The sequence below is a fragment of the Pantoea sp. Fr-CA_6 genome, assembly GCF_024520895.1.
Classification (GTDB): Bacteria; Pseudomonadota; Gammaproteobacteria; order Enterobacterales; family Enterobacteriaceae; genus Pantoea; species Pantoea agglomerans.
On record NZ_JALNPO010000004.1, the window covers coordinates 198,378 to 221,953 of the forward strand.

Consider the following 23,576-nt stretch of genomic DNA (forward strand, 5'->3'; position numbering starts at 1 on the left):
ATGGCGATTGATGGACGTAACTTACAGATCCTGGCGAACTACTGCGCCGCCGCTGCCGATGCGATGGCCTTTACGCTGATGCGCACGGCGCACTCCACCTTTGTTAAAGAGACGGAAGATTTCTCCTGCCAGATTGTCAGCCGCAGCGGCCTGGCGTTTGCCTCGCCGCGCAGCTTCGGCGCCCCCTGGTACAGCGGCATCGACTATGCGCCGGTGCTGGCACTGATTGAAGAGTACGCTGACGGCGACATCTGCATTACCAACGACGCTTACGCCGGCAACGTGGCGACCCACTCGCCCGATATCCACATCTGGAAACCGGTGTTCCACCAGGGTGAAATTGTCTGCTTCGTGGTGGGCCACATTCATAACACCGACGTCGGCGGCGCGGTGCCTGCCTCGCTGTCGCGCTCGCTGACCGATATCGTGCAGGAGGGGATTCGCATCCCGCCGCTGAAGATCATGCGGCAGGGTCAGCTCAACGAAGAGGTCGCCAGCATCATGCGGCTCAATGTGCGGGTGCCGGATCAGAACTGGGGCGATTTCAAAGCCCAGCTGGCGTCGGTGAACGTCGGCGAGCGTAAAATCCACGACATTATTGCCCGCTTTGGCATCGCCGATTTTTTGCAGGGCATTGAGGGCATTCTCGATTACGCCGAAGCGCAGGCGCGCAGCATTATCAAAACCATTCCCGACGGGGAATACTTCTATGCCGACTACGCCGATGAAGATGGCGAGGGCGGTTATCCCTGCCGTATCGCCATTACTCTGCGGGTGCAGGGCGATCAACTGGAGCTGGACTACACCGGCAGCGATCCGCAGCTGGCCTCGTCGCTGAATATGCCGACTGGCGGACGTGAGCGGCATCCGCTGGCGCTGGTGGGTGTTACCTATGCGCTCTCTACGCTGGACCGTTCACTGCTGCTTAACGCCGGTACGCTGCGACCCACTAGGGCAATCCTGCCGCCTGGCACGGTCATGAACTGTGAAGCGCCCGCAGCGGTAGGGATGCGCTCCCTGACCTGTGCACTGTCGCAGATTGCCACTATCGGCGTCTTCTCGCTGGCGATGCCGGAGCGTTTGCCCGCGAATTCACCGGGCGGCAACTCAATCATGAACATTCGTACCCAGACGCAGAATCGCAGTGTGGTCGCCTCGCTGGGTCCGGTGGGCGGCGGCGCGGGCGGCACGCCGCGTCACGATGGGCCTGACGGCTCCGGCGGTCTTTCAGCCTTTCTGAAAAACACCCCGATTGAGATCAACGAAGCGGAAGTGCCAATCCGCTTTCATCGCTACGGACTGGCCCAGGACAGCGCCGGAGCCGGTCGCTATCGCGGCGGTTTAGCCACCGAAATGGCATTTGAGGTTTTCTCGCCCAATACCACCATTACCGCGCGCAACCGTAACCGATCGGTGTTTGCCTCGGCGGGTGTCGTCGGCGGCCAGAGTGGGGCGCTCTCTTACTTCCGTACCCGGCGCGACGGTGAGGTCATCAATCACGGTAACACTGATGTGATCCACTGCCTGCCGGGTGACGTGGTCGAAGTGCGCGGACCCGGCGCGGGCGGTTATGGCCTGCCGACACAGCGCGATGCCGATGCGGTGATGCAGGATGTGCGCTGCGGTTATCTCAGCGTCGCGGCAGCCAGGACGCAGTATGGCGTGGTAGTGGTTGATCACCACGTGGATCGGGCAGCAACGGAGCACCTGCGCGCCACGATGCCGCAGCAGGCTGCGCACCATTTTGAGCACGGCGAAGCACGGAGTCGCTTCGAAATGCTCTGGACGCCACAGCGTTATCAGTTACTTACCGCCTTTCTGGCAAGCGCGCCGGTGAGCTGGCGTCACTTCCTGAAAACCCAGGTATTCCGGGCGGTGGCAGAGATAGGCGAAACGGCGGATATGGCACAAATATTCAGTGATTTGCGTCAGCGATACCCGGCAATGGCGAACAATTAACGGCGATTGCGCATCGTCTACTACGCTTTAAGTCTGCATAGACTACAAGGGGAAACGCGACGATGAGCATGAAAACCAGTGATTTTTTTGTCCAGCGCCTGAAAGAGTGGGGCGTCACACGCATCTATGGCTATCCGGGAGATGGCATCAATGGGGTGCTGGGCGCCATTCAGCGTGCTAACGCCAAAGGCGACGGCATCGAATTTATTCAGGTACGCCACGAAGAGATGGCGGCCTTTATGGCGGCAGGACACGCCAAATTCACCGGTGAGCTGGGCGTCTGCCTCTCTACCGGCGGGCCGGGCGCGACCCATCTGCTGACCGGACTCTATGATGCCAAAATGGATCATGCTCCGGTGCTGGCGATTGCGGGACAGGCGGAAGCGACCGCGCGCGGCTCCAGTTATCAGCAGGAGATGAACCTGGATCGCATCTTCTCGGACGTTGCCAACTTCGTTCAGGAAGCCTCGACTTCGACCCAGGTGCGCCATCTGCTCGACCGGGGCGTGCGCATCGCCAAAGCGCAAAACGGCGTGGCGGTGATCATCATCCCTAAAGATATTCAGGATGAAGAGTGGCAGCCGCCGCAGCATCTGCACGGTTTTACCCATTCCGGCAGCGGCTATCAGCGTCCCAAAGTGATCCCTTATGAAGCGGATCTGCAACGCGCCGCTGAGGTGCTTAACGCCGGTAAAAAAGTGGCGATTCTGATTGGCGCAGGCGCACGTAACGCCGCCGTCGAGGTGGTACAGGTCGCCAATGTGCTGGGTGCGGGCGTGGCAAAAGCGCTGCTGGGCAAAGATGTGCTGCCGGACGATGCGCCGTTTGTGACCGGTTCGATTGGCCTGCTGGGCACGAAGCCCTCATCCGATTTAATGCAGAACTGCGACACCCTGCTGATGATCGGCAGCGGCTTCCCGTGGACAGAGTTCCTGCCGGAAGAGGGCAAGGCGCGTGCGGTGCAGATAGACATCGATCCCGCCATGCTCGGCCTGCGCTATCCCAGCGAAGTGAATCTGCATGGCGATGCGGCTGAAACCCTGCGCGCCCTGCTGCCGCTGCTGGAGCACAAAGAGGATCGCAGCTGGCAGGAAGATATCGCGCTTCAGGTGCGCGACTGGTGGACGCTGATGGAAGAGCGCGCCATGGCACCGGCTAATCCGGTCAACCCGCAGCGGGTGGTGTGGGAGATGTCGCCACAACTGCCGGATAACGCCATTGTCACCTCGGACTCCGGTTCCTGTGCCAACTGGTTCGCCCGCGACTATCGGGTAAAACAGGGTCAGCGCGCCTCGCTCTCCGGCGGTCTGGCCTGTATGGGCGCGGCGGTGCCTTATGCGATTGCCGCAAAATTTGCCCATTCCGACAAACCGGTGGTGGCGCTGGTGGGTGACGGCGCTATGCAGATGAACAACATGGCAGAGCTGATCACCATCCAGAAATACTGGCAGCAGTGGGCCGATCCACGCCTGATCGTCTGCGTGTTCAACAACCAGGATCTCAATCAGGTCACCTGGGAGCAGCGGGTCATGGAGGGGAATCCCCGCTTTGACGCCTCGCAGCAACTGCCGGACGTGAAGTATGCTGAGTTTGCGCAGTCGCTGGGGATGGTCGGTATTTTTGTCGATAATCCTGACGATCTGGCGGCGGCCTGGCAGCGTGCGCTCAGCGCCGATCGCCCGGTATTGCTGGAGGTGAAAACCGATCCGGAAGTTGCCCCGTTACCGCCGCACATCACCTTTAAACAGGCGAAAGCCTTTATGGCGTCAATGGTGAAAGGCGATCGCGGCGCGGCACAGATCATCAGCGACACCGCCAGCCAGCTGTTCAATAAAAAGCATTAAGGGCTAAGTAGGGCGGTCGCGCCTCGCTAACCTTAAATCCCGGATGCACTCGCGTCCGGGTCTCCAGTCACTTCATCATCAACGGGAGTCTTACCATGACTGCTCACTCCAGCCCTGTCTGGTTAATATCGGGATGTTCGACCGGATTTGGTCGTGAACTGGCGCAGCAGACCATCGCGCGTGGTTTTAAGGTCGTCGTGACGGCACGTGATACCTCTTCCATTGCCGATCTGGTTGAGGGACACGACAACGCGCTGGCAGTAGCGCTGGATGTGACCCACCAGGCGAGCATCGACCAGGCGGTCAAAACGGCACTCGACAGGTTCGGCACCATTGATGTGCTGGTAAACAACGCCGGTTACGGCTATCAGAGCTCGGTGGAAGAGGGTGTAGAAAGCGAAATCCGCGCGCAGTTTGATGCCAACGTCTTTGGCCTGTTTGCCCTGACCCGCGCCGTGCTGCCCGCGATGAGAAAGGCGCGCAGCGGCCACGTCATCAACATTACCTCGGTGGCAGGCTTAATTGGCTTTGCCAGCTCAGGCTACTACTCTGCCAGCAAACATGCGGTGGAAGGCTGGTCAGATTCGCTGGCGCTGGAAGCGGGACCGCTGGGCATTCGCGTTACCTGTGTCGAGCCAGGTCCGTTCCGCACCGACTGGGCCGGACGCTCACTGCATCAGACACCGAGCACGCTGCCAGACTATGCAGAGACTGCAGCCGCACGGATGAAAGCCACCGCCGAATACAGCGGTACTCAGAAGGGCGATCCGGCGCGGGCCGCCACGGCGATGATTGCCATCACTGAGCATGATAACCCGCCACGCCATCTGGTAATGGGCGCCTGGGGCCATGATGCCGTAACCAGCAAGCTTAAAGAGCGGCTGGCTGAGATCGAAGCGTGGAAACAGACGTCGGTGGAGACGGATTTTCCGGAGTAGAGGTGAGTTGCGGGTGGCGGAAAGCCGTCTGCGAGTGAGCCAGAAGCTGATAAAAATACGAAAGGCCCGTTTATCGGGCCTTTAAGCGTTAAGCGCTGATCTTAGCTTTCTGCATTTCGCGCGCATTCAGCTCTTTCAACTTGCGGCGTAACAGGGCAGACGACGAGCGTTTTTTTCTCTGAGCTAACTGGGCTTTAATGGCGGGCAGATCGGGTCTGGCCAGCCATTCAGCAATCAATAGTGCCCTTAACTCCTTATACCTGGTTTCGACCGGAGCCAAAGGGGTTGTTTCATCGTGTTTATTGTAAAACGACATAGCAAGCTCTCCCTGTAGTCACTACTTTATAAGCCCGGAAACAGTCCGGGATTAAAGGTTGCGGCGCTTTCTTTGGCAACCCTGTCCGGCGATTGTAGCGTAGTTCATTTTTTAACCCAAGCAAAGCGTCGTAGATCTCCTCAAGGGGTGTCGGGCGATTGCGGTCAACGATCTCTCCTGATGCAGCCTGGAAAACAAAACCGCCTATAAAGAAGCTTTCATAGTGTGCCATTAACGCCAGGAGTACGCTTTTGAAAACGACAGCACTGCCTAATCCTGCAAAGCTGATATGGCGGAAATCGCCGAGGCACTCCAGACCATCGAACACGTCAAAACAGACTTCAGCCAGCCCGTTAACCATTCAGCTATTACGCCCCCTTATCGCGCAGCCCTGCGCCATCATCGTGCTGGAAAAATAAACAGTCGCCTCCACCTGGCATCATAAGAATTCGATCTTGTATCCCAGCCCGTATTCCATCTGGCATCCCCACCTCAGACCGGTTGATTCACCGCTAACTGGCACGCTTCATGCACTAGCTGACAGGTACACTTTTGGCGAGGTAACCCATGTTTGACTCCTTATTAGACGAAGATGCCACCACGATGGCCGCTCTGATTCGCAGCGGGGACGTGTCGGCGTGCGAGCTGACCGTGGCAGCGCTGGCACGGATGGAACAGCGGGAACCGGCGATACAGGCTTTTTGTACTCCGACGCCTGAACTGGCGCTGGCACAGGCCAGAGCCGTGGATGCCCGACGGGCACGCGGAGAAACACTGGGCGCGCTGGCGGGCGTACCGCTGGCGGTGAAGGATTTAATCTGCACCGCAAACGTCAGAACCACCTCCGGTTCGGCGGCGTACAAAGATTTCGTGCCGGAAGATGATGACATCACGGTGGAACGGTTGCTGGCCGCCGACGCCATTCTGCTTGGCAAAACCACCGCACCGGAGTTTGGCTACAGCGGGGTCGGGCACAATCCGCTGTTTCCGTCGCCACGCAATCCCTGGGATTTGAGCATGACGCCAGGAGGGTCCAGCGCTGGTTCGGGTGCGGCGGTGGCGGCGCGGCTCTGCCCGATTGCACTGGGCAGCGACGGCGGCGGGTCGGTACGCATTCCGGCGGCGCACTGCGGTATTTTCGGCTTCAAGGCGTCGATGGGCCGGGTGCCGCTGTGGCCCGGCTGTCGTGATGAACGCTACCCCGGCGTGTCGAGCTGGGAGTCACTGGAGCATATCGGTCCGATGACGCGCAGCGTGCGCGATGCCGCGCTGATGATGTCGCTGATGGCGGGACCGGATATGCGCGATCGCCACTCGATTCCCTGCAGCGATGTCGACTGGCTGGGTGCGCCACACCATCTGCCAGGCAAACTGCGCATCGCCTTCAGCGCGGATTTTGGCTATGTGGCCGTTGACCCGGAAGTACGGGCAGTGGTCAGCGCGGCGGTGCAGCGTTTTGCCGCTGAAATCGGTGCTGAACTGGAACTGGCCGATCCGGGCTTCCCTGATCCGTCGGCGGCCTTTGGCGCGCTGGTGGCGATGGAGAGCGATCTCACCGGTATGCGCCGGATGCTGGCGGAGCAGGGCAGCGAGATGTCGCCGCATCTGGTCGCCATGCTGCAGCGCGACTGGCGGGCGGAAAACTTCACCGATGCCATCACCACCCGAAAAGCGGTCAGCAACTGCCTGTGGCGCTTTATGCAGCGCTTTGACCTGCTGATTACCCCGACGCTGGCGGTACCGCCGTTTCCGCTGGGGATGCAGGGACCGGAGATCATTGATGGCCGCATGGTCCGCAGCGATCACTGGCTCTCGTTCTGCTACCCGTTCAACTTCACCGGTCAGCCCGCCGCGTCCGTGCCCGCCGGTTTTACCGCCAGCGGCTTGCCCGTCGGTCTGCAGATTGTCGGACGTCATCTTGATGATGCCTTAGTGCTGGCTGCCAGTGCCGCTTTCGAGCGCATTCAGCCGTGGAATCACCTTCAACCCGGAATCGCCCAATGAAAACGTCTACCACGCCTGCGCTGGAGCAGGAGTTTGAACATCAGCCGGTGCCGCTGTCTCATCGTCATTCTACCCGCTCTGTCTCGGCCGTCTGGTTTGGCTTTCCGATGATCCTTACCAATGCGCTGTTTGGCGGCATCATCACATGGCATCTGGGGTTCTGGCCCGCGCTGATCGCTATTCTGCTGGGAAACCTGGTGCTGTTCGCCTATGTCGGCGCGCTGAGCTGGTACGCCGGTAACAGCGGAATGAATTTCGCCCTGCAGGCCAGACGCACCTTTGGCAGCAAAGGCTACATCCTGGTCTCGGGTTTTCTCTCGACGGTGGTGATCGGCTGGTATGCCTTCCAGACCGGCCTTACCGGCACGGTCATTAATCAGACCTTTGGCTGGAATGCGCTGGCGGTGACGGCCTTTGCCATGATCCTCTATACCGGCATCACGTTCCTGGGCGTGCGGGCGCTGTCGGTGCTGGGGATGATCGCCGCGCCGCTGTTTGTGGTGCTGGGAATGGTGGCGCTGTGGCTGATTAGCAAGCAGCACGACTTCTCCGTGGTGACGCAGTGGAAGGGCAGCGCCAGCGTAGCCGGTGCAATGAGTATGGGCACCGCCGTCACCATGGTGGTGGCCGGTTTTGCTGACTCCGGCACCATGACCGCTGACTTTACCCGCTGGTCAAAGAATGGCCGTTCGGCAGTGATCGCCGCGTTCTCTGCCTTTCCGGTGGCTAACGTCATCTCCTATCTGTTTGGTGTAGTGATTGTGGCCGTGGGCGCCGCGGTTGATCCGCTGACCAATGGCGGTAACTTCCTGCCGATGCTGATGGGGCACAGCGCCTTTTTGTCGGTAGTGGCCTGCCTGTTTGTCTTTATCAATCTCGGATCGGTCTGCACACACTGCCTCTATAACGGGGCGGTGGGCTTCAGTCATCTGTTCAGCAGCAAAATGCGGCTCTGGACGCTGATCCTGGGTGCCATTGGCGGCGTGCTGGCGCTGGCGGGCGTCTGGTCTTACTTCCTGGAGTGGCTCAGCCTGCTCGGCATTGTGGTGCCGCCGTTTGGTGCCGTGATGATCGTGGATTTAATTTTTATGGCGCGTATCAGCGAGCAGCGTCCGGCGCAGCGTTTTCGTGGTACTGCGTTTGCCGCCTGGGCGATTGGCAGCCTGTGTGCGGTGATCGCCCACGTCGCTTTCCCTCAATTTGGTGAAGCGGTTATTGGTCTGGTAACCGCCGCCATCAGCTACAGCGTGATCAGCAGAATGCGCATGCCGCGCCCGGTAATGGAGAACAGCAATGCCCGACTATAGCGTTAATTCAACCCCCTACGCCTGGCCGTTTGACGGCACTTTTACACCGGCTGACACCGCGCTGATCGTGATTGATATGCAGACCGACTTCTGCGGCGTGGGCGGCTATGTCGACAGCATGGGCTATGACGTGAGTCTGACCCGCGCGCCCATCGCACCGTTGCAGCAGGTGCTGGCGGCGATGCGTGCCCGGCAGTTTCCGATTATTCATACCCGCGAAGGGCACCGGCCCGATCTCAGTGATTTGCCCGCCAACAAACGCTGGCGCTCGCGACGGATGAACGCCGGGATCGGGGATGAGGGACCGTGCGGCCGTATTCTGGTGCGCGGTGAACCGGGCTGGGAGATTATCCCGGAGCTGGCACCGCTGCCGGGTGAAGTGGTGATTGATAAGCCGGGTAAGGGATCGTTTTATGCCACCGATCTGGAGCTGATATTGCGCAGTCGCGGCATCCGTAATCTGATCCTCACCGGTATTACCACCGACGTCTGCGTCCACACCACGCTGCGCGAAGCCAACGATCGCGGTTTTGAGTGCCTGGTGCTGTCCGATTGCTGTGCTGCGACCGAGCTGCGTCATCATGAGGCGGCGCTGAGTATGATCCATATGCAGGGCGGCATCTTTGGCGCGGTCGCCCATTCTGCCGCGCTGCTGGATAGCCTGGGGGTTTAATTTCCCGCGACGACGGGTAAAGGGCGATGTTGATCTTCTGATCTCAGGTACATCACGCAGCCGGAAAGCCTGAGCACAACGTTGCGCTCAGGCTTTCCACATCAGCGATCACTCGTGCTGCGCGTTGTCTGGCGCAATAGTTTTCATCAGTGCTGCGAGCTGATCGGCGGGCACCGCCTGACTGAACAGATAGCCCTGCAGCTGATTACAGCCCGCATCTGCCAGCGCAGACATCTGCCCTGGCGTCTCGACGCCTTCGGCTGTCACCATCAGACCCATGGCATGACCCAGTTTCACCACCGATTCAACAATCGCCACTGAATTTTCCGCCACGCCCAGCGACTGGGTGAATGAGCGATCGATTTTGATTTTATCCACCGGAAAGTTGCTGAGATAGTTCAGGCTGGAGTAACCGGTGCCAAAGTCATCCAGCGCAATCCGGAAGCCCGCGTCACGCAGCTCCACAATAATGGCGCGTGCTTCACGTTCATCTTCGATTAACACCCCTTCGGTGATCTCCAGTTCCAGGCGCTTCGGATCGCCGCCGTTCTGGCTGACAATCGCCATCACCCGCTCAACAAAGCCGGTAGAGCGGAACTGCACCGGCGAGACGTTGACCGCCACCAGCAGCTCGGGAAAACTCTGCTGAGTGACGCAGGCTTCAGCCAGCACCCATTCGCCCAGCGGAATAATCAGGCCGGTCTCTTCGGCAATCGCGATAAATTCGCCAGGCGCAATCAGGCCGCGGGCTGGATGGTGCCAGCGCAGCAGCGCTTCGATGCCCACCATCTGCTGGCCGCCAATATCCATCAGCGGCTGATACCACACCTCCAGCCCCTGATGGGTATGCAGCGCCGTACGCAGGTCGGCAGCGATGGTCTGTCGGGTCCGCACCGACTCATCCATCGCCCGTTCAAACTGTCGATACGTGCCGCGTCCGCCGCTTTTGGCCTCATACAGCGCAATATCCGCTTTGCGCATCAGTTCCAGCCGATCAACCCCATCTTTGGGTGCCAGCGCCAGTCCGATACTGGCACCACTCCAGACATCGCTGCCAAACAGCGTAAAAGGCTCACTCAGTTCGTCGATAATGCGCTGTGCCAGGCTATGCACCTGGCCGATATTATCGACATCTGGCATCACCACGATAAATTCATCACCGCCGATGCGTCCTACCGTATCGCTGGCCCGCACGATACGGCTCAGACGCTGTGCGACCGCGATGATCAGTTCATCTCCGGCATGATGACCGTGGGTATCGTTGATGGTTTTAAAGCGGTCGAGGTCGATGAGCAGCAGCGCCACCCGCTGATCGTGGCGCGTCGCCAGAGCCAGCGCCTGGGTTAAGCGGTCTTCGACCAGTGCGCGGTTCGGCAGGCCGGTCAGCACATCATGAAACGCCAGATGCTGTGCCTGGGCCTCTGACGCGCCGAGCCTGAGCATGGATTGCGAGAGGTTCACCGACGAGTTCCAGAGTCGCCGCACCATATAAAGGCACAGCAGGGATATCGCCAGTACCGCCAGCCCGGTAGATGGCCCGATGGTGCGCAGCATCTGCGCACCGGGACGGGAGGGGATCCAGTTCAGATAGCCAACCGCCTCACCCGCCTGGGCGATCAGCAGATAGCGCGCACCGGTTCCCGGCTGTGGCGTGCCGTCGGAGAAGTGCAGCCCCTGCAGCTGATTGCGTTCCGCCAGGCCCGCCAGATAGCCGTCATCAAGAAATTTCAGGCTCACCAGCCGGAAACGCGGCAGGGCATTGCTCTCCCGCTGGATGTTACCTACTGCCAGCGCGGCGGCCCGGTTTGTCACACGGGCATAATCGGCGTTATCGTGGCGTGCCGGATCGTTGACCAGCGGGCTTTGCAGCACCTCACCAATCAGTGGGTCATTTTCAGGGGCGTAGACCGGCTGGCCTTCGCGCCAGACTCTGACGATCTGATTTTGCTGGTCCAGCACCAGAATCAGCTGATGGCCGAACATCTCATACAGCCACAGCCCAATGTTCTCATCCAGCCACCTGCTGCTGTTGCCCTCTGCCAGATGCTGCTCAAAGGGTCCCCAGCGCGACAGGCTATGCAGCTGGCGCAGATGCTCATTCAGACTCTGTGAAAAAGAGGCTTCAATCATCCGTTGCTGCTGATGGCGGGCCTCCGTATTGGTGAGTGAGGTACCAACAAAGAGCGCAGCGCCTGCACCTACAAACGTCAGCAATAAGATAGCGACCAGCGGCACCAGGACTTCACGCAGGAAACTGCGACGAAAATCAGAGGAAAGTTTAAGGGTGTTAATCATATTGTTGTTTTTCTCAGCAGCAGGGGAACAGCTTAAAAATTAGCAGATTGCACAAAAACGTCCACGCAAAGCGTTACGCTTAGTGATTCTGGCAACGTTTTTGTTGCCGGATGGCCAGGGCAGCCTAAATAATGGGGAGTGAAAAAGTGGCCGTGTTGTATCAGATATTTTAATGGGGTTAGCTGGCTGGACGGTGACATGAGGGCCAACATTCGGCCTCTGTAGCAGTAGCCATAAGGCTGGCGCGCGACAGCCTCTCTGGACGCATCACTGCGCATTTCCTGTTAACTTCGCCGCGATGGTTCATACTCATGTGCGCTGATTGTGTTACGAACGGATAGCCGTGAAGACAACGGTTACTGAGTTTGTCACTTATCTGACAGCCTGAGGTTGTCAGCTTACTATAAGGGAAAATAATGCCATTGTTATTCGGTGAGTTATCTGGTTTCCCGTCATGGGTGCCTGTTGTATTACTCGTCTCGCTCTCTTTTGTGCTGGGATTTCTGGCCCGCCTTATCCTGCTCAGATTCATCCGCTACTGGCAGATTCGTGACAGAAAACTGTTTAAATCCCTTGAGAAGCATCTTAGCGGCTCGATGTTCTTTTTTATTCCGTTATTAATGATTAATGTCGGCGTTAATTACATCGATTTCCAACCGGAATCTCTCTCTTTAATTACCAATATCATCAATGTCTTTATTATTATGTCATTTTGCTCGGTCTTAATCCGGCTGACCAATGTGGCGCAGGATATGCTTTATATCCGCTATGACATTAATATTTCCAATAACCTTCGTGCGCGTAAAATCCGCACGCAGATTATCTATGTCAAAAAAGTGGTTATTGTCATCCTGGTTCTGTTCTGTGTTTCGCTGATTCTGCTCAGCTTCCCTGGCGTCCGGAAATTCGGCACCACCATTCTGGCCGGTGCGGGTGTTGCCGGTATCATTATTGGTTTTGCGCTGCAGAAGTCGCTGGTCAATCTGTTCGCCGGTATTCAGATCGCCTTTACCCAGCCTATTAAAATTGATGATGCGGTAGTGGTAGAAAAAGAGTGGGGCTGGATTGAGGAGATCAACCTGACCTATGTGGTGGTGCGCATCTGGGATTTGCGTCGGCTGGTGTTGCCGATCACCTACTTTACCGAAAATCCGTTTCAGAACTGGACGCGCAACAACGCCCAGATCTTAGGCTCGGTGTTCCTTTACGTGGATTACTCCATGCCGCTGGAACCGCTGCGCAAGCATTTTGAAAAGGTGCTGAGCGAAACCAAGCTTTGGGATCAGGAAACCTCTGTGCTACAGGTGACCGACACCACCGAGAAAACGATGACCATCAGGATGCTGATGACCGCGCAGAACTCCCCGATCGCCTTTGATTTACGCTGTTACGTGCGTGAGAAGATGATTGAGTTTATTCAGCAGAATTACCCGGAAAGCCTGCCACAGGTGAGAGCGTCACTGACGGATAGTGGGGGTGAGAAGGTGGGGAAAGGGACGGCTGAGTAGGGGCAAGCTGGGAGCGGCAGTCTGCGTGGGTGTGTACATCCTGATGGCTGTTGCTCCGTTGTTCTTTCAGGGCAGGCGATGGCGTGTTTGTCCGCCTGGTGTCTGAAGCGGACATAATTGTTTTGGCCATCTTCTGGTAGGCCCGATGTCTGCAGAAGAAGCTGCAGACATCAGCCTGACTCAGTTAAAAGCTCACCCACGGATCGCTTGAAACTTTTTCTTTTACCTGAACAGACGGTATGGCCGGGGAGCGTAAGTCTGTCACGACCGCACCAGTCTGCAACCTGAACCGGCTGGTAATCGCACTTAACGATTTAACCTGTTCCTCCAGTACACCCGTAGCAGCAGCAGAAGCCTGAACCAGCGTGGCGTTCTGTTGAGTCACACTGTCCATTTCGGTTACAGCCGTGCCGATCTGATTTATTCCCTTACTCTGTTCAGAAGACGCCGCCGCAATCTCTCCCAGCAGCGAGGTCACGCCGGTCACATCGCTGATAATTTTTTCTGTTGTCAGCGAAACCTGAGCCACTTTCTGCTCACCCAGACCGACGTTCAGATTGGATTCAGCAATCAGCTTTTCAATTTCCCGCGCAGACTGTGTGCTGCGTTGTGCAAGCGTGCGAACTTCGTTAGCAACCACAGCAAAACCGCGACCCTGGTCGCCTGCACGTGCTGCTTCTACCGCTGCGTTCAGTGCCAGAATGTTTGTCTGAAAGGCAATGCTGTTTATTACGGAGGTAATTTCACTGATGGCCATTGCGCTGGTTTTGATGTCTGCCATCGTGCGCACTACTTCCCGCATCGCCGCGCCGCATTCCGAAGCGGTTCCGGAAGCCGCAGATGCCGCGTCGCTGGCGACTGAGGCATTTCCGGCATTGAGTGAAACAGTAGACGAGAGCTCCTCCATGCTCGCCGCGGTCTCTTCGAGCGCTGCCGCCTGTTGCTCCGTGCGGCTGGAAAGACTGTGGTTGCCGTCGCTTATCTGCGTGGTAACGCGGGCCACTTCGCTTACGCCATTGACGATTTCACTGACCATCGTTTTCAGGCCAAGCTGCATATTTTCAAGCCCCTGCAGAAGCCTGCCCATTTCATCGTTGCGGAGATTGTGGAACTCCGATGTCAGATCGCCGGCACCAATGGCTGCCGTTACTTCGCCAGCACGACGCAGGGGCTTGATCAGCACATTTTTCAGTACCACCGCCACAATGACTGAAGCCAGGATAAAGAGTATGACCGACACACCCGCAGCAACATAAGCAATGTGCGTATCGGTATCGGCCTGTTGGGTGATGTTTACGGCTGACTGCTTATGTATGGCAATAACCTTGTCCAGCGGAACGCGGTAAGCCTCATCAAGTGCCACGACTTTTGTGCCGGCAAGCATCAGAAAAGCGGGTACATCCCTTTTCTGCAGCGCGGTGAAAAGGGCACCAACGCCTTGCTCAGTGTAATCGTTGTAGCGTGCGGCCAGCTCCCGTGACAGTTCCGCTTCGCCGGCCATTTTTGGTGCAGCCTGATAGGCCTGCATAAAGCGCAAGCCGCCATCATAGTAAAATCTGGCCTGGGCCAGCGCGGCATTAAACGCTTCTGGATTGCTGCCGTCAGCATAAGGGACAGCGGCCAGCAGTGTGGTGCGAGCGGCACGTATCCAGTTAGTCGTGTCAGCGACGCCAAGGGTGGCAGAGACTTCATGGTTGAGATTTTTGAGAGACTCCGCGCTGCGATTCAGATAAATCACACTCAGCAATGAAGAAGCAAGAAAGACAAAAAACAGGAACAGTCCGGATAACGTCAGGATCGTGGTGAGACGTGTATTTTTCAGCATGGCAGTAAAGCCTCCAGGTAAGATGTCTTACGATTATCGGCCTGGAGCAGCCAGAGATTACTCACCGTTATTAACCAAATGCAGTGGAAAAATCGTGCACAAATTTAAGAAGGCAGACTTCAGTAAAAATAAAATGGCATTTTAAAATTATGATGTTGAATCATATGACTTATTTATTTTTTAAGGTTTTGAATATTCAAAATAACTTAAAAAATAGTGGAAAATTACAATGTTAATTTGAGGGGGAGTGATGGAATACCATCAAAAGGGCATCAGAATTTTGCCAGCCGGGATGCTTTTTGATTCAATTCTCTGCGACCTCCACTCTTTTTAGTTTTTGAAAAAGCCTTTGCGACATGATCAACTGTTCAGGAATTACGTCCGTTTTCTTTCATTAAATGCCTGACCCTGGTTGCATCATTAATCCTGTTCAGAACCTGCTGATATTGCCGCTTAAGCTGAGGGAATAGCGTGGCTACATCTGTTTTACCGGTTTTAATCCCTGAGGGTAGGGCAACATGCAGCCTCAGGTTAAAACATTTTGCCGTTAAGGGTGCGGGCCAAACGCGATCAGGGCTAAATGCTCGTCTGGAGGATGATATCAACGCACTCAGCAGGCGATAATTCCGCGGTATCTAATTGCAGATGCTCTCTGCTCCACGGTTCATAAACACGATCCACAACGGCCTGCCAGTCAGGCACTTTTAAACCAGGAATATCTGAGATTCTGTTCTCTACACGGGCACGATGCTGTTCTGGATCCGAACAGAGGATTTCAATTTCCAGAAAGGGAACACCTGATGATAGTGCGATATCACGAAAACTATCGCGCACCAGGTTAAGGTCATTCACCGAGTCAGTGACAACAGTTGACCCTAGTTGCAGATTGTCCCGCGCAAGCTCATAAAGGATGAAGTAGCCTTCAGGGCCAATATCCCTGAAAGTTGCTGAACTATTACGTAGAGCCTGTTCAACTGTGTCGACGCGTAAATACACCGCTTTCAATTTTTCAGATAACATTTTAGCGATAGTGCTTTTTCCGCTACCCGGAAGGCCACTAAAGATGTAGAGCATAACGACTCCTGTTTAAACCCACACTCCGGCGGTAAATCAAACACATTGATACATCAGTCTGCGCGAAATTATGCGAACTCGTTTCGGATGACCGCCACCCTTTGCCAGCAGCGGGCAGTGTTTATTCCACTTCTGCCCGGCTATTCATCTGGCAGTGCTTCAAGGTCTGCGGAGATAATTGCCGGTAGGTTTTGAGTAATCTTTTCTACCGGCCAGTCCCACCAGGCCAGCTTCTCTAGTCGGGATATGGTTTCATCAGTAAAACGCTGCCTGATCACTCTGGCCGGGTTGCCACCCACAATCGAATAGGCCGGGACATCCGACGTCACAACAGAACGTGACGAGATTATTGCGCCGTTGCCGATTTTAACGCCTGGCATAATCAGCGCCTGATAACCCATCCATACATCATTACCAATCACTGTATCGCCTTTATAGGGCAGATCGCCGGACTGAGGCTGGGCTGTTTCCCATCCATTTCCGAAAATGTAAAACGGAAAAGTGGAGAAACCCGCCATGTTATGGTTTGCCCCGTTCATGATGAACTGAACGCCCCTGGCTATCGCGCAGAATTTACCAATGATCAGTTTGTCACCAATAAAGGGGAAGTGATAAAGGACATTGCGCTCGAAGTTTTCTGAGTCTTCAGGATCATCATAATAAGTAAAATCCCCGATTATGATGTTGGGGTTTTTCACCGTATTTTTGATAAAACAAACCTGTGGGAAGCCTTCCATTGGATGGGGATTAGCGGGATCCGGTCCGTACATACTCTCTCCTAAGCGCAACGTTAGTTCGTTCCAGTGTACACCAGGCAGCCAGTCGTTCGATGCGAACAGGCTCAATGCCTGCTTGCTGTAAATCCCTGACTACCACATTCACCTCTCCTTCACCCCCCCGTCACGGTTCTGTCATCTGATCCCCTCAAGCTAACACCATCCCGCAGCGTCTTTTCACTGCGTTCCCACTCTGTAACCCGTGAGGATTTCATCGTGATGGAGTTATCCAGACATCCGACCACTGTCTATCAGGCTGTTGCCGCACAACTGGAGCAGGCGCTGAAAGAGCGCTACCGCTGCGGCGACTATCTTCCTTCCGAGCAACAGCTGGCCGATCACTATGAGGTGAATCGCCACACGCTGCGTCGGGCGGTGGATGAGCTGGTGCACAAAGGGCTGCTGCAGCGCCGTCACGGCGTCGGCATCCTGGTTTTGATGCGCCCTTATGACTATCCGCTGCATGCCCAGGCGCGATTCAGCCAGAACCTGCTTGAGCAGGGCAGTCATCCCACCAGCGAACGGCTGCTGGCGGTGCTGCGTCCGGCCAGCAACGACGTTGCCAATGCGCTGGGCGTGAAAGAGGGCGACAACGTCATTCATCTGCGCACCCTGCGTCGCGCCAACGGCGTGCCGCTCTGCCTGATCAACCATTTCCTCGCCGACCTCAGCTGGTGGCCACAGCTTCAGCAATTTAACAGTGGATCGCTGCACGACTTCTTAGTGGAGCACACCGGCAAGCAGCTGGTGCGCACCCAGACCCGCATCAGCACCCGCCGGGCGCAGGCCAAAGAGTGTCGGCAGCTCGACATCGCGCTGCATTCGCCGCTGCTCTGCGTGCGGACCCTGAACAAAACCAGTGATGGCGCGGTGGCGGAATACTCCGTCAGCCTGACGCGCGGCGACATGATTGAACTGACTCTGGAGCACTAATGGAACAGCAAACGGATCGCCAGCGCTGGCTGTCGGTGCTGGCGCACAGCAGCGCCGCCTTGCTTGAGACGCACTGGCAGGCGCTTAACCTCCAGCCCGCCTATACCCTGATCCGTCCGGCAGAGATCGGGCTGACACGGTTGCAGGCGCGGATGGGGGCCACCGGCAAACGCTTTGTGATGGGCGATGCCACGGTGACGCGCGCGGTGGTGCAGCTCAGCGACGGCACTCTGGGTTACAGCTACCTGTTAGGGCGCGACAAAGCCCATGCCGAACGCTGTGCCCTGCTGGATGCGCTTTTACAGCAGCCGGAAACCCGGCAACTGCTGGAAGAGAAGATTATTACCCCGCTGGCGGCGTGGCGCGATGAGCAGCGACAGCTGCGCGCCCGCGAGATCGCCAGCAGCAAAGTGGATTTCTTTACGCTGGTTCGCGGAGATAACTGATGACTTTACTGGCAAGTTTTAACCATCCGGTGGCGGATGCGCAGCGCGCGTTTCGCCGCATTCTGAAAGCGATGAGCGAACCGGGCGTGATGGTCTCGCTGCCGCTGCAACAGGGCTGGGGCGCACTGTCACCGGCGGCCACGGCGCTGCTGCTGACGCTGGTCGATCAGGAAAGCCCGGTCTGGCTGGATGCGGAAATCGACAACGAACAGCTGCGCAACAATCTGCGCTTCCATACCGGTGCGCCGATCACCACGCAGCAGGATGCACCATTCGCCCTGAGCCATGCGGCGGCGCAGCCCGACCCGACGCAGTTCGCAGCGGGTGACAACATGTCACCGGAAAAAAGCACCACGCTGATTATCGAAGTGCCGTCGCTGAATGGCGGCCTGACGCTGCGCCTCTCCGGCCCTGGCCTGCGCGAAACCCGCGCCATCGCGCCACAGCTGCCCGAAAGCGTGCTGGAATATCTGCGCACTCGTCCACATCCGTTTCCACAGGGCGTGGACCTGATCTTCACCTGTGGCGAAGCGATTATGGCCGTGCCGCGCACCACCGTTGTGGAGGTGTGCTGATGTATGTCGCGGTAAAAGGGGGCGAAAAAGCCATTGCGAACGCCCATCAGTTGCAGGCCGATCTGCGGCGCGGCGATCGGGCGGTAGCCGAACTCGGCTGCGATCAGGTGGCGCAGCAGCTGGGACTGGCGGTGGATCGGGTGATGACCGAAGGCGGGATTTACGATCCCGAACTGGCGGCGCTGGCGATTAAACAGGCCAGCGGCGATCTGGTCGAGGCGATCTTTCTGCTTCGCGCCTATCGCACCACGCTGCCACGCCTGGCGGAGAGCACGCCGCTGGCGACCGGTGCGATGCGCATCGAACGCCGCATCTCGGCGGTCTATAAAGATCTGCCGGGCGGCCAGGTATTGGGGCCAACTTACGACTACAGCCACCGTCTGCTCGACTTCACCCTGCTGGCCAATGGCGAAACGCCCGCCGCGCCGCGTGACGATCGTTCGGTACCTGACCAGTGCCCGCATATGTTCAGCATGATGAGCGATGAAGGGCTGGCTGCCGCTGAGATGGATGACGGCAGCGAGCCTGTCGATATCACCCGCGAGCCGATGAGCTTTCCCGCCTCACGCGCCGCGCGCCTGCAACAGCTGGTGCGTGGCGACGAAGGCTTTCTGCTGGCGCTCGGCTACTCGACCCAGCGCGGCTATGGCCGCACCCATCCGTTTGCCGGCGAGATCCGCACCGGCACTCTCAGCGTCAGTATCTGTCCCGAAGAGCTGGGTTTTGAGCTGGAGATCGGTGAGCTGCTGCTGACGGAGTGTGAAATGGTCAACGGCGTTGCCCACAGCGACGACACGGCGCCGCACTTTACCCGGGGCTATGGGCTGGTGTTTGGCCGCGCCGAACGTAAAGCGATGGCGATGGCGCTGGTGGACCGGGCGCTGCAAAGCCGCGAACAGCATGAGCGTGTTACCAGCCCGGCGCAGGACGAAGAGTTTGTGCTGTCGCACGCCGACAACGTTGAAGCCGCAGGCTTTGTCTCGCATCTCAAGCTGCCGCACTACGTCGATTTCCAGGCGGAACTGGAACTGCTGAAACAGCTGCAGCACGATTATCAGGAGCGCAACCATGGCTGAACTCACCGGCTATAACAACGGCTATCTCGACGAGCAGACCAAGCGCACCATCCGCCGCGCCATCCTGAAAGCGGTGGCGATCCCTGGCTATCAGGTGCCGTTCGCCGGACGTGAGATGCCGATGCCCTACGGCTGGGGCACCGGCGGCATCCAGATCACCGCCAGCGTGATTGGCGATCAGGATGTGCTGAAAGTGATCGATCAGGGCGCAGATGACACTACCAATGCGGTGTCGATCCGCCAGTTCTTTAAGCGGGTCAGCAATGCTGCCACCACCGAGCGCACCGCCGATGCCACCCTGATCCAGACCCGGCACCGCATCCCGGAAACGCCGCTGGAAGAGGATCAGATCCTGATTTTCCAGGTGCCGATTCCGGAGCCGCTGCGCTTTATCGAGCCGCGCGAAACCGAAACCCGCACCATGCATGCGCTGGAGGAGTACGGCATCATGCAGGTGAAGCTGTATGAAGATATCGCCCGCTACGGCCACATCGCGACGACTTACGCCTATCCGGTCCGGGTCAACGATCGCTATGTGATGGATCCATCGCCCATTCCCAAATTCGACAACCCGAAGATGCACATGATGCCCGCGCTGCAGCTGTTTGGTGCCGGGCGTGAAAAGCGCATCTACGCCTTGCCGCCTTACACCCGCGTGGAAAGCCTGGACTTCGACGATCATCCGTTCACCGTGCAGCAGTGGGATGAACCCTGCGCGCTGTGCGGCTCGCGCCACAGCTATCTCGATGAGGTGGTAATGGACGATCAGGGAACGCGGATGTTTGTCTGCTCCGACACCGACTTTTGCCATCAGCAGCAGGAACAGCAACATGCACAGTGAACAGCCGCTGCTTGCGGTGAACCAGCTAACCCATCTTTATGCGCCGGGCAAAGGGTTTGAGCAGGTCAGTTTTGATCTCTGGCCCGGCGAAGTGCTGGGCATTGTCGGCGAGTCCGGCTCCGGTAAAACCACGCTGCTGCAGAGCCTGTCAGCGCGTCTGACGCCGCAGCAGGGCAGCATCCTCTATCAGAACCGCGACCTCTATCAGATGAGTGAAAGCGATCGCCGTCGCCTGCTGCGCACCGAATGGGGCGTGGTGCATCAGCATCCCATGGACGGGCTGCGTTCGCAGGTCAGCGCGGGCGGCAACATCGGCGAACGGCTGATGGCGACCGGACAGCGCCACTATGGCGACATCCGCGCCGAGGCGAGCCGCTGGCTGCAGGCGGTGGAGATTGACGCCGGTCGCATCGACGATTTGCCCACCACCTTTTCCGGCGGTATGCAGCAGCGTCTGCAGATCGCCCGGAATCTGGTGACGCAGCCGCAGTTGATGTTTATGGATGAGCCGACCGGCGGGCTGGATGTGTCGGTGCAGGCGCGACTGCTGGATCTGCTGCGGACGCTGGTGCGCGAACTGAATCTGGCGGTGGTGATTGTCACCCACGATCTCGGCGTAGCGCGACTGCTGGCGCATCGCCTGCTGGTGATGAAGCAGGGGCGGGTGGTGGAGAGCGGTCTGACTGACCGCGTGCTGGACGATCCTCATCATCCTTACACTCAACTGCTGGTCTCTTCGGTGCTCAATTAAATGACAACTATCACTCCGCGCCTGCGGGTCGAGAATTTGTGTAAAACCTTTGTGCTGCATAACCAGAACGGCGCGGCGCTGCCGGTGCTGCACAACGCCAGCCTGACGGCAGGCGAGGGCGAATGCGTGGTGTTGCACGGTCACTCCGGCAGCGGTAAATCCACACTGCTGCGCGCGCTTTACGGCAACTATCAGCCCGACAGCGGCCACATTCGGGTCGCGCATCAGGGCGAGTGGATCGACATGGCGCAGGCATCGGCGCGCCAGATTATCGCCCTGCGCCGCGACACGCTTGGCTGGGTCAGCCAGTTTCTGCGGGTGATCCCGCGCGTGCCGACGCTGGAGATTGTGATGCAGCCGCTGCTGGAGCGCGGCGTCGAGCGCGCCTTATGTGAAGCACGTGCCGCCGAACTGCTGACCCGGCTCAACGTGCCGCAGCGTCTCTGGTCGCTGGCCCCGTCCACTTTCTCTGGCGGAGAGCAGCAGCGCGTCAATATCGCTCGCGGCTTTATCGCCGACTATCCGGTGCTGCTGCTGGATGAACCCACCGCCTCGCTCGACAGTGTCAACAGCGAGGCGGTGGTGAGCCTAATTAAACAGGCGCGCGCCCGTGGTGCCGCCATCGTCGGTATTTTTCACGATCGGGCGGTGCGCGAGCGGGTAGCGGACCGGCTGCACCTGATGCACCCAATCGAGACAGGAGCGCAGGCATGATCATCAATAACGTCAGACTGGTGCTGGAAAACGAAGTGGTAACCGGATCGCTGGAGTTTCGCGACGAGCGCATCAGCAGCTTCAGCGAAACCACCAGCCAGCAGCCGGGCGCGCTGGATGGCGAAGGCGCCTGGCTGATGCCGGGTCTGGTGGAGCTGCACACCGATAACCTCGATAAGTTTTTCACGCCGCGTCCGAAAGTGGACTGGCCGGCACACTCGGCGATGAGCAGCCACGATGCGCTGATGGTCTCCAGCGGCATTACCACGGTGCTGGATGCGATTGGCGTCGGGGATGTGCGCGACGGCGGGCACCGGCTGGATAACCTCAGCAAGATGATCGACGCCATCCGCGACAGCAACCGCAAAGGACTGAACCGGGCCGAGCATCTGCTGCATCTGCGCTGTGAACTGCCGCATCCCACCACTGCGCCGCTGTTTGAAGCGCTGATGGGCACGCCGGAGCTGGCGCTGGTGTCGCTGATGGACCATTCGCCGGGTCAGCGTCAGTACGCATCCCTGACGAAGTATCGCGAATATTATCAGGGCAAATATCAGCTCAACGACGCGGAGATGGATCAGTTCGAGCATGACCAGCTCACCCTGGCAGCAGAATGGTCACAGCCCAATCGTCAGGCGATTGCCGGACTCTGCCGGGAACATGGCATCGCCATTGCCAGCCATGATGATGCCACCGCGGCACACGTGGAGGAGTCCCATGCGGCAGGCAGCCGCATCGCGGAGTTTCCTACCACGCTGGAGGCGGCACGCGCCTCGCGTTATCGCAATATGCAGGTGCTGATGGGCGCGCCAAACATCGTGCGTGGCGGCTCGCACTCCGGCAACGTCGCCGCCTGGGAGCTGGCGTCACACGGCCTGCTGAATATTCTTTCTTCCGATTACTACCCGGCGAGCCTGCTGGATGCGGCGTTCCGGCTGGCAGATGATGAGCGCAACAGCCTCGGCATGGCGCAGGCGATTGCACTGGTCACCTGTAACCCGGCGCGCGCCTTAGGGCTCGAAGATCGCGGGGTGATCGCCGAAGGCTGCCGCGCCGATCTGGTGCTGGCGCACACCGCACACGGCTACCCGCACGTGCGGCACGTCTGGAGCAAAGGCCGGCAGGTGTACTGATGGCGCGCCTGATCTGGCTCACCGGTCCTTCGGGTTCGGGTAAAGACAGCCTGCTGGACGCGCTGCGGGCAGCACCCCCGCCACGGCTGCTGATCGCCCATCGCTACATTACCCGCGCCGCCGATGCGGGCGGTGAAAACCATGTGGCGCTGACCGAGGCGGAGTTTGCCCGTCGCGCAGCACTCGGTCTGTTCGCGGTGAGCTGGCAGGCGCACGGTTTCAGCTATGGCATTGGCTGTGAGACAGAGCAGTGGCTGCTGCGCGGGCAGAATGTGGTGGTGAACGGTTCGCGGCTGCATCTGGCGCAGGCGCAGGCCCGTTTCGGCACGCAGCTGCTGCCGGTCTGTCTGCAGGTCACACCCGCCGTGCTGGCAGCGCGGCTGCGCCAGCGCGGACGGGAAGATGAGGCGGAGATCGCCCGGCGGCTGGCGCGCGCCGCACAGCCGCAGCCCGATGGCTGCCTTATCCTCAACAACGACGGCGCGCTGGCGGATACCGTGTGCCTGCTGCGTCAGATACTGGAGGCGCATCAATGAAACTCTCTTATCCTGGCACCGGCGGTGACAGTCCGGCATCGACATCCGCTAC

The 23,576-nt window shown here is 58.4% G+C and carries 22 protein-coding genes; 16 read left to right on the forward strand and 6 right to left on the reverse strand.

The window, feature by feature from the left end; all coding sequences use genetic code 11:
* The 3 genes from NR201_RS09485 to NR201_RS09495 all read left to right on the forward strand — a co-directional run bounded on the left by NR201_RS09485 (window position 1) and on the right by NR201_RS09495 (window position 4,741).
* Entirely contained in the window at window positions 1–1,959 is a 1,959-nt protein-coding gene (locus NR201_RS09485; protein ID WP_158131589.1) for a hydantoinase B/oxoprolinase family protein, read from the forward strand.
* Window positions 1,960–2,021: 62 nt separating this feature from the next.
* Window positions 2,022–3,803, forward strand: a complete 1,782-nt coding sequence (locus NR201_RS09490; RefSeq protein ID WP_124890078.1) for a thiamine pyrophosphate-requiring protein — start codon at window positions 2,022–2,024, stop codon at window positions 3,801–3,803.
* A 95-nt stretch (window positions 3,804–3,898) separates the two neighbouring features.
* Window positions 3,899–4,741, forward strand: coding sequence for an oxidoreductase (locus NR201_RS09495; RefSeq protein WP_060680509.1), 843 nt, complete (start codon window positions 3,899–3,901; stop codon window positions 4,739–4,741).
* Window positions 4,742–4,829: 88 nt separating this feature from the next.
* Here the strand turns inward: NR201_RS09495 and NR201_RS09500 are convergent, their stop codons facing one another.
* On the reverse strand, window positions 4,830–5,057 hold the full coding sequence (locus NR201_RS09500; protein ID WP_029519618.1) for a hypothetical protein: 228 nt from the start codon (window positions 5,055–5,057) through the stop codon (window positions 4,830–4,832).
* On the reverse strand, window positions 5,041–5,418 hold the full coding sequence (locus NR201_RS09505; RefSeq protein WP_256849702.1) for a hypothetical protein: 378 nt from the start codon (window positions 5,416–5,418) through the stop codon (window positions 5,041–5,043). Before NR201_RS09505 ends, NR201_RS09500 begins: the two co-directional genes overlap by 17 nt.
* Before the next feature lie 206 nt (window positions 5,419–5,624).
* On the opposite strand from NR201_RS09505, the gene NR201_RS09510 reads away from it, so the two are divergent.
* From NR201_RS09510 to NR201_RS09520, 3 genes are read left to right on the forward strand one after another with little or no spacing between them, the layout of a single operon-like run.
* Complete coding sequence (locus NR201_RS09510; protein ID WP_256849703.1) at window positions 5,625–7,061, forward strand: amidase; 1,437 nt, start codon at window positions 5,625–5,627, stop codon at window positions 7,059–7,061.
* Window positions 7,058–8,368: a cytosine permease gene (locus NR201_RS09515; RefSeq protein WP_256849704.1), complete on the forward strand. Its 1,311-nt coding sequence runs from the start codon at window positions 7,058–7,060 to the stop codon at window positions 8,366–8,368. Before NR201_RS09510 ends, NR201_RS09515 begins: the two co-directional genes overlap by 4 nt.
* Window positions 8,355–9,041 (forward strand): cysteine hydrolase family protein, encoded by a 687-nt coding sequence (locus NR201_RS09520; protein ID WP_022624949.1) that lies wholly within the window; start codon window positions 8,355–8,357, stop codon window positions 9,039–9,041. The genes NR201_RS09515 and NR201_RS09520 overlap by 14 nt, the downstream gene beginning before the upstream one ends.
* Before the next feature lie 108 nt (window positions 9,042–9,149).
* On the opposite strand, the gene NR201_RS09525 is transcribed toward NR201_RS09520, so the two are convergent.
* Complete coding sequence (locus tag NR201_RS09525; RefSeq protein ID WP_256849705.1) at window positions 9,150–11,336, reverse strand: bifunctional diguanylate cyclase/phosphodiesterase; 2,187 nt, start codon at window positions 11,334–11,336, stop codon at window positions 9,150–9,152.
* 416 nt (window positions 11,337–11,752) lie between these two features.
* On the opposite strand from NR201_RS09525, the gene NR201_RS09530 reads away from it, so the two are divergent.
* The gene (locus tag NR201_RS09530) at window positions 11,753–12,844 is read left to right on the forward strand and encodes a mechanosensitive ion channel family protein (protein ID WP_033772102.1); all 1,092 of its coding nucleotides are present in this window, start codon (window positions 11,753–11,755) and stop codon (window positions 12,842–12,844) included.
* Window positions 12,845–13,028: 184 nt separating this feature from the next.
* Here NR201_RS09530 and NR201_RS09535 read toward each other — a convergent pair whose 3' ends face one another.
* From NR201_RS09535 to NR201_RS09545, 3 genes are all read right to left on the reverse strand, one after another.
* The gene (locus NR201_RS09535; protein ID WP_143789096.1) at window positions 13,029–14,669 is read right to left on the reverse strand and encodes a methyl-accepting chemotaxis protein; all 1,641 of its coding nucleotides are present in this window, start codon (window positions 14,667–14,669) and stop codon (window positions 13,029–13,031) included.
* Window positions 14,670–15,245: 576 nt separating this feature from the next.
* Window positions 15,246–15,743: an AAA family ATPase gene (locus NR201_RS09540; RefSeq protein ID WP_256849706.1), complete on the reverse strand. Its 498-nt coding sequence runs from the start codon at window positions 15,741–15,743 to the stop codon at window positions 15,246–15,248.
* 140 nt (window positions 15,744–15,883) lie between these two features.
* Window positions 15,884–16,513, reverse strand: a complete 630-nt coding sequence (locus tag NR201_RS09545; protein ID WP_187491506.1) for a Vat family streptogramin A O-acetyltransferase — start codon at window positions 16,511–16,513, stop codon at window positions 15,884–15,886.
* Window positions 16,514–16,738: 225 nt separating this feature from the next.
* Here NR201_RS09545 and phnF point away from each other — a divergent pair, with 225 nt between their 5' ends.
* Genes phnF through phnN form a run of 9 tightly spaced genes read left to right on the forward strand, consistent with a single transcriptional unit; the run spans window position 16,739 to window position 23,524 of the window.
* A complete protein-coding gene (phnF, locus tag NR201_RS09550) occupies window positions 16,739–17,452 on the forward strand; it encodes a phosphonate metabolism transcriptional regulator PhnF (RefSeq protein WP_010247805.1) in 714 nt (237 codons plus the stop codon).
* Window positions 17,452–17,898 carry a phosphonate C-P lyase system protein PhnG gene (gene phnG, locus NR201_RS09555; RefSeq protein WP_033758256.1) on the forward strand — a complete coding sequence of 149 codons (447 nt, stop codon included), beginning with the start codon at window positions 17,452–17,454 and terminating at the stop codon, window positions 17,896–17,898. The genes phnF and phnG overlap by 1 nt, the downstream gene beginning before the upstream one ends.
* A complete protein-coding gene (gene phnH, locus NR201_RS09560; protein ID WP_010247799.1) occupies window positions 17,898–18,473 on the forward strand; it encodes a phosphonate C-P lyase system protein PhnH in 576 nt (191 codons plus the stop codon). The genes phnG and phnH overlap by 1 nt, the downstream gene beginning before the upstream one ends.
* The gene (locus NR201_RS09565; RefSeq protein WP_039388839.1) at window positions 18,473–19,549 is read left to right on the forward strand and encodes a carbon-phosphorus lyase complex subunit PhnI; all 1,077 of its coding nucleotides are present in this window, start codon (window positions 18,473–18,475) and stop codon (window positions 19,547–19,549) included. Before phnH ends, NR201_RS09565 begins: the two co-directional genes overlap by 1 nt.
* A complete protein-coding gene (locus NR201_RS09570; protein ID WP_010247794.1) occupies window positions 19,542–20,390 on the forward strand; it encodes an alpha-D-ribose 1-methylphosphonate 5-phosphate C-P-lyase PhnJ in 849 nt (282 codons plus the stop codon). Before NR201_RS09565 ends, NR201_RS09570 begins: the two co-directional genes overlap by 8 nt.
* Window positions 20,380–21,141: a phosphonate C-P lyase system protein PhnK gene (phnK, locus tag NR201_RS09575; RefSeq protein WP_013358336.1), complete on the forward strand. Its 762-nt coding sequence runs from the start codon at window positions 20,380–20,382 to the stop codon at window positions 21,139–21,141. Before NR201_RS09570 ends, phnK begins: the two co-directional genes overlap by 11 nt.
* Complete coding sequence (gene phnL, locus NR201_RS09580) at window positions 21,142–21,855, forward strand: phosphonate C-P lyase system protein PhnL (protein ID WP_256849707.1); 714 nt, start codon at window positions 21,142–21,144, stop codon at window positions 21,853–21,855.
* The gene (gene phnM / locus NR201_RS09585; protein WP_010247783.1) at window positions 21,852–22,988 is read left to right on the forward strand and encodes an alpha-D-ribose 1-methylphosphonate 5-triphosphate diphosphatase; all 1,137 of its coding nucleotides are present in this window, start codon (window positions 21,852–21,854) and stop codon (window positions 22,986–22,988) included. Before phnL ends, phnM begins: the two co-directional genes overlap by 4 nt.
* Window positions 22,988–23,524, forward strand: coding sequence for a ribose 1,5-bisphosphokinase (gene phnN / locus NR201_RS09590; protein WP_010247782.1), 537 nt, complete (start codon window positions 22,988–22,990; stop codon window positions 23,522–23,524). Before phnM ends, phnN begins: the two co-directional genes overlap by 1 nt.
* The last annotated feature ends 52 nt before the right edge of the window (window positions 23,525–23,576 follow it).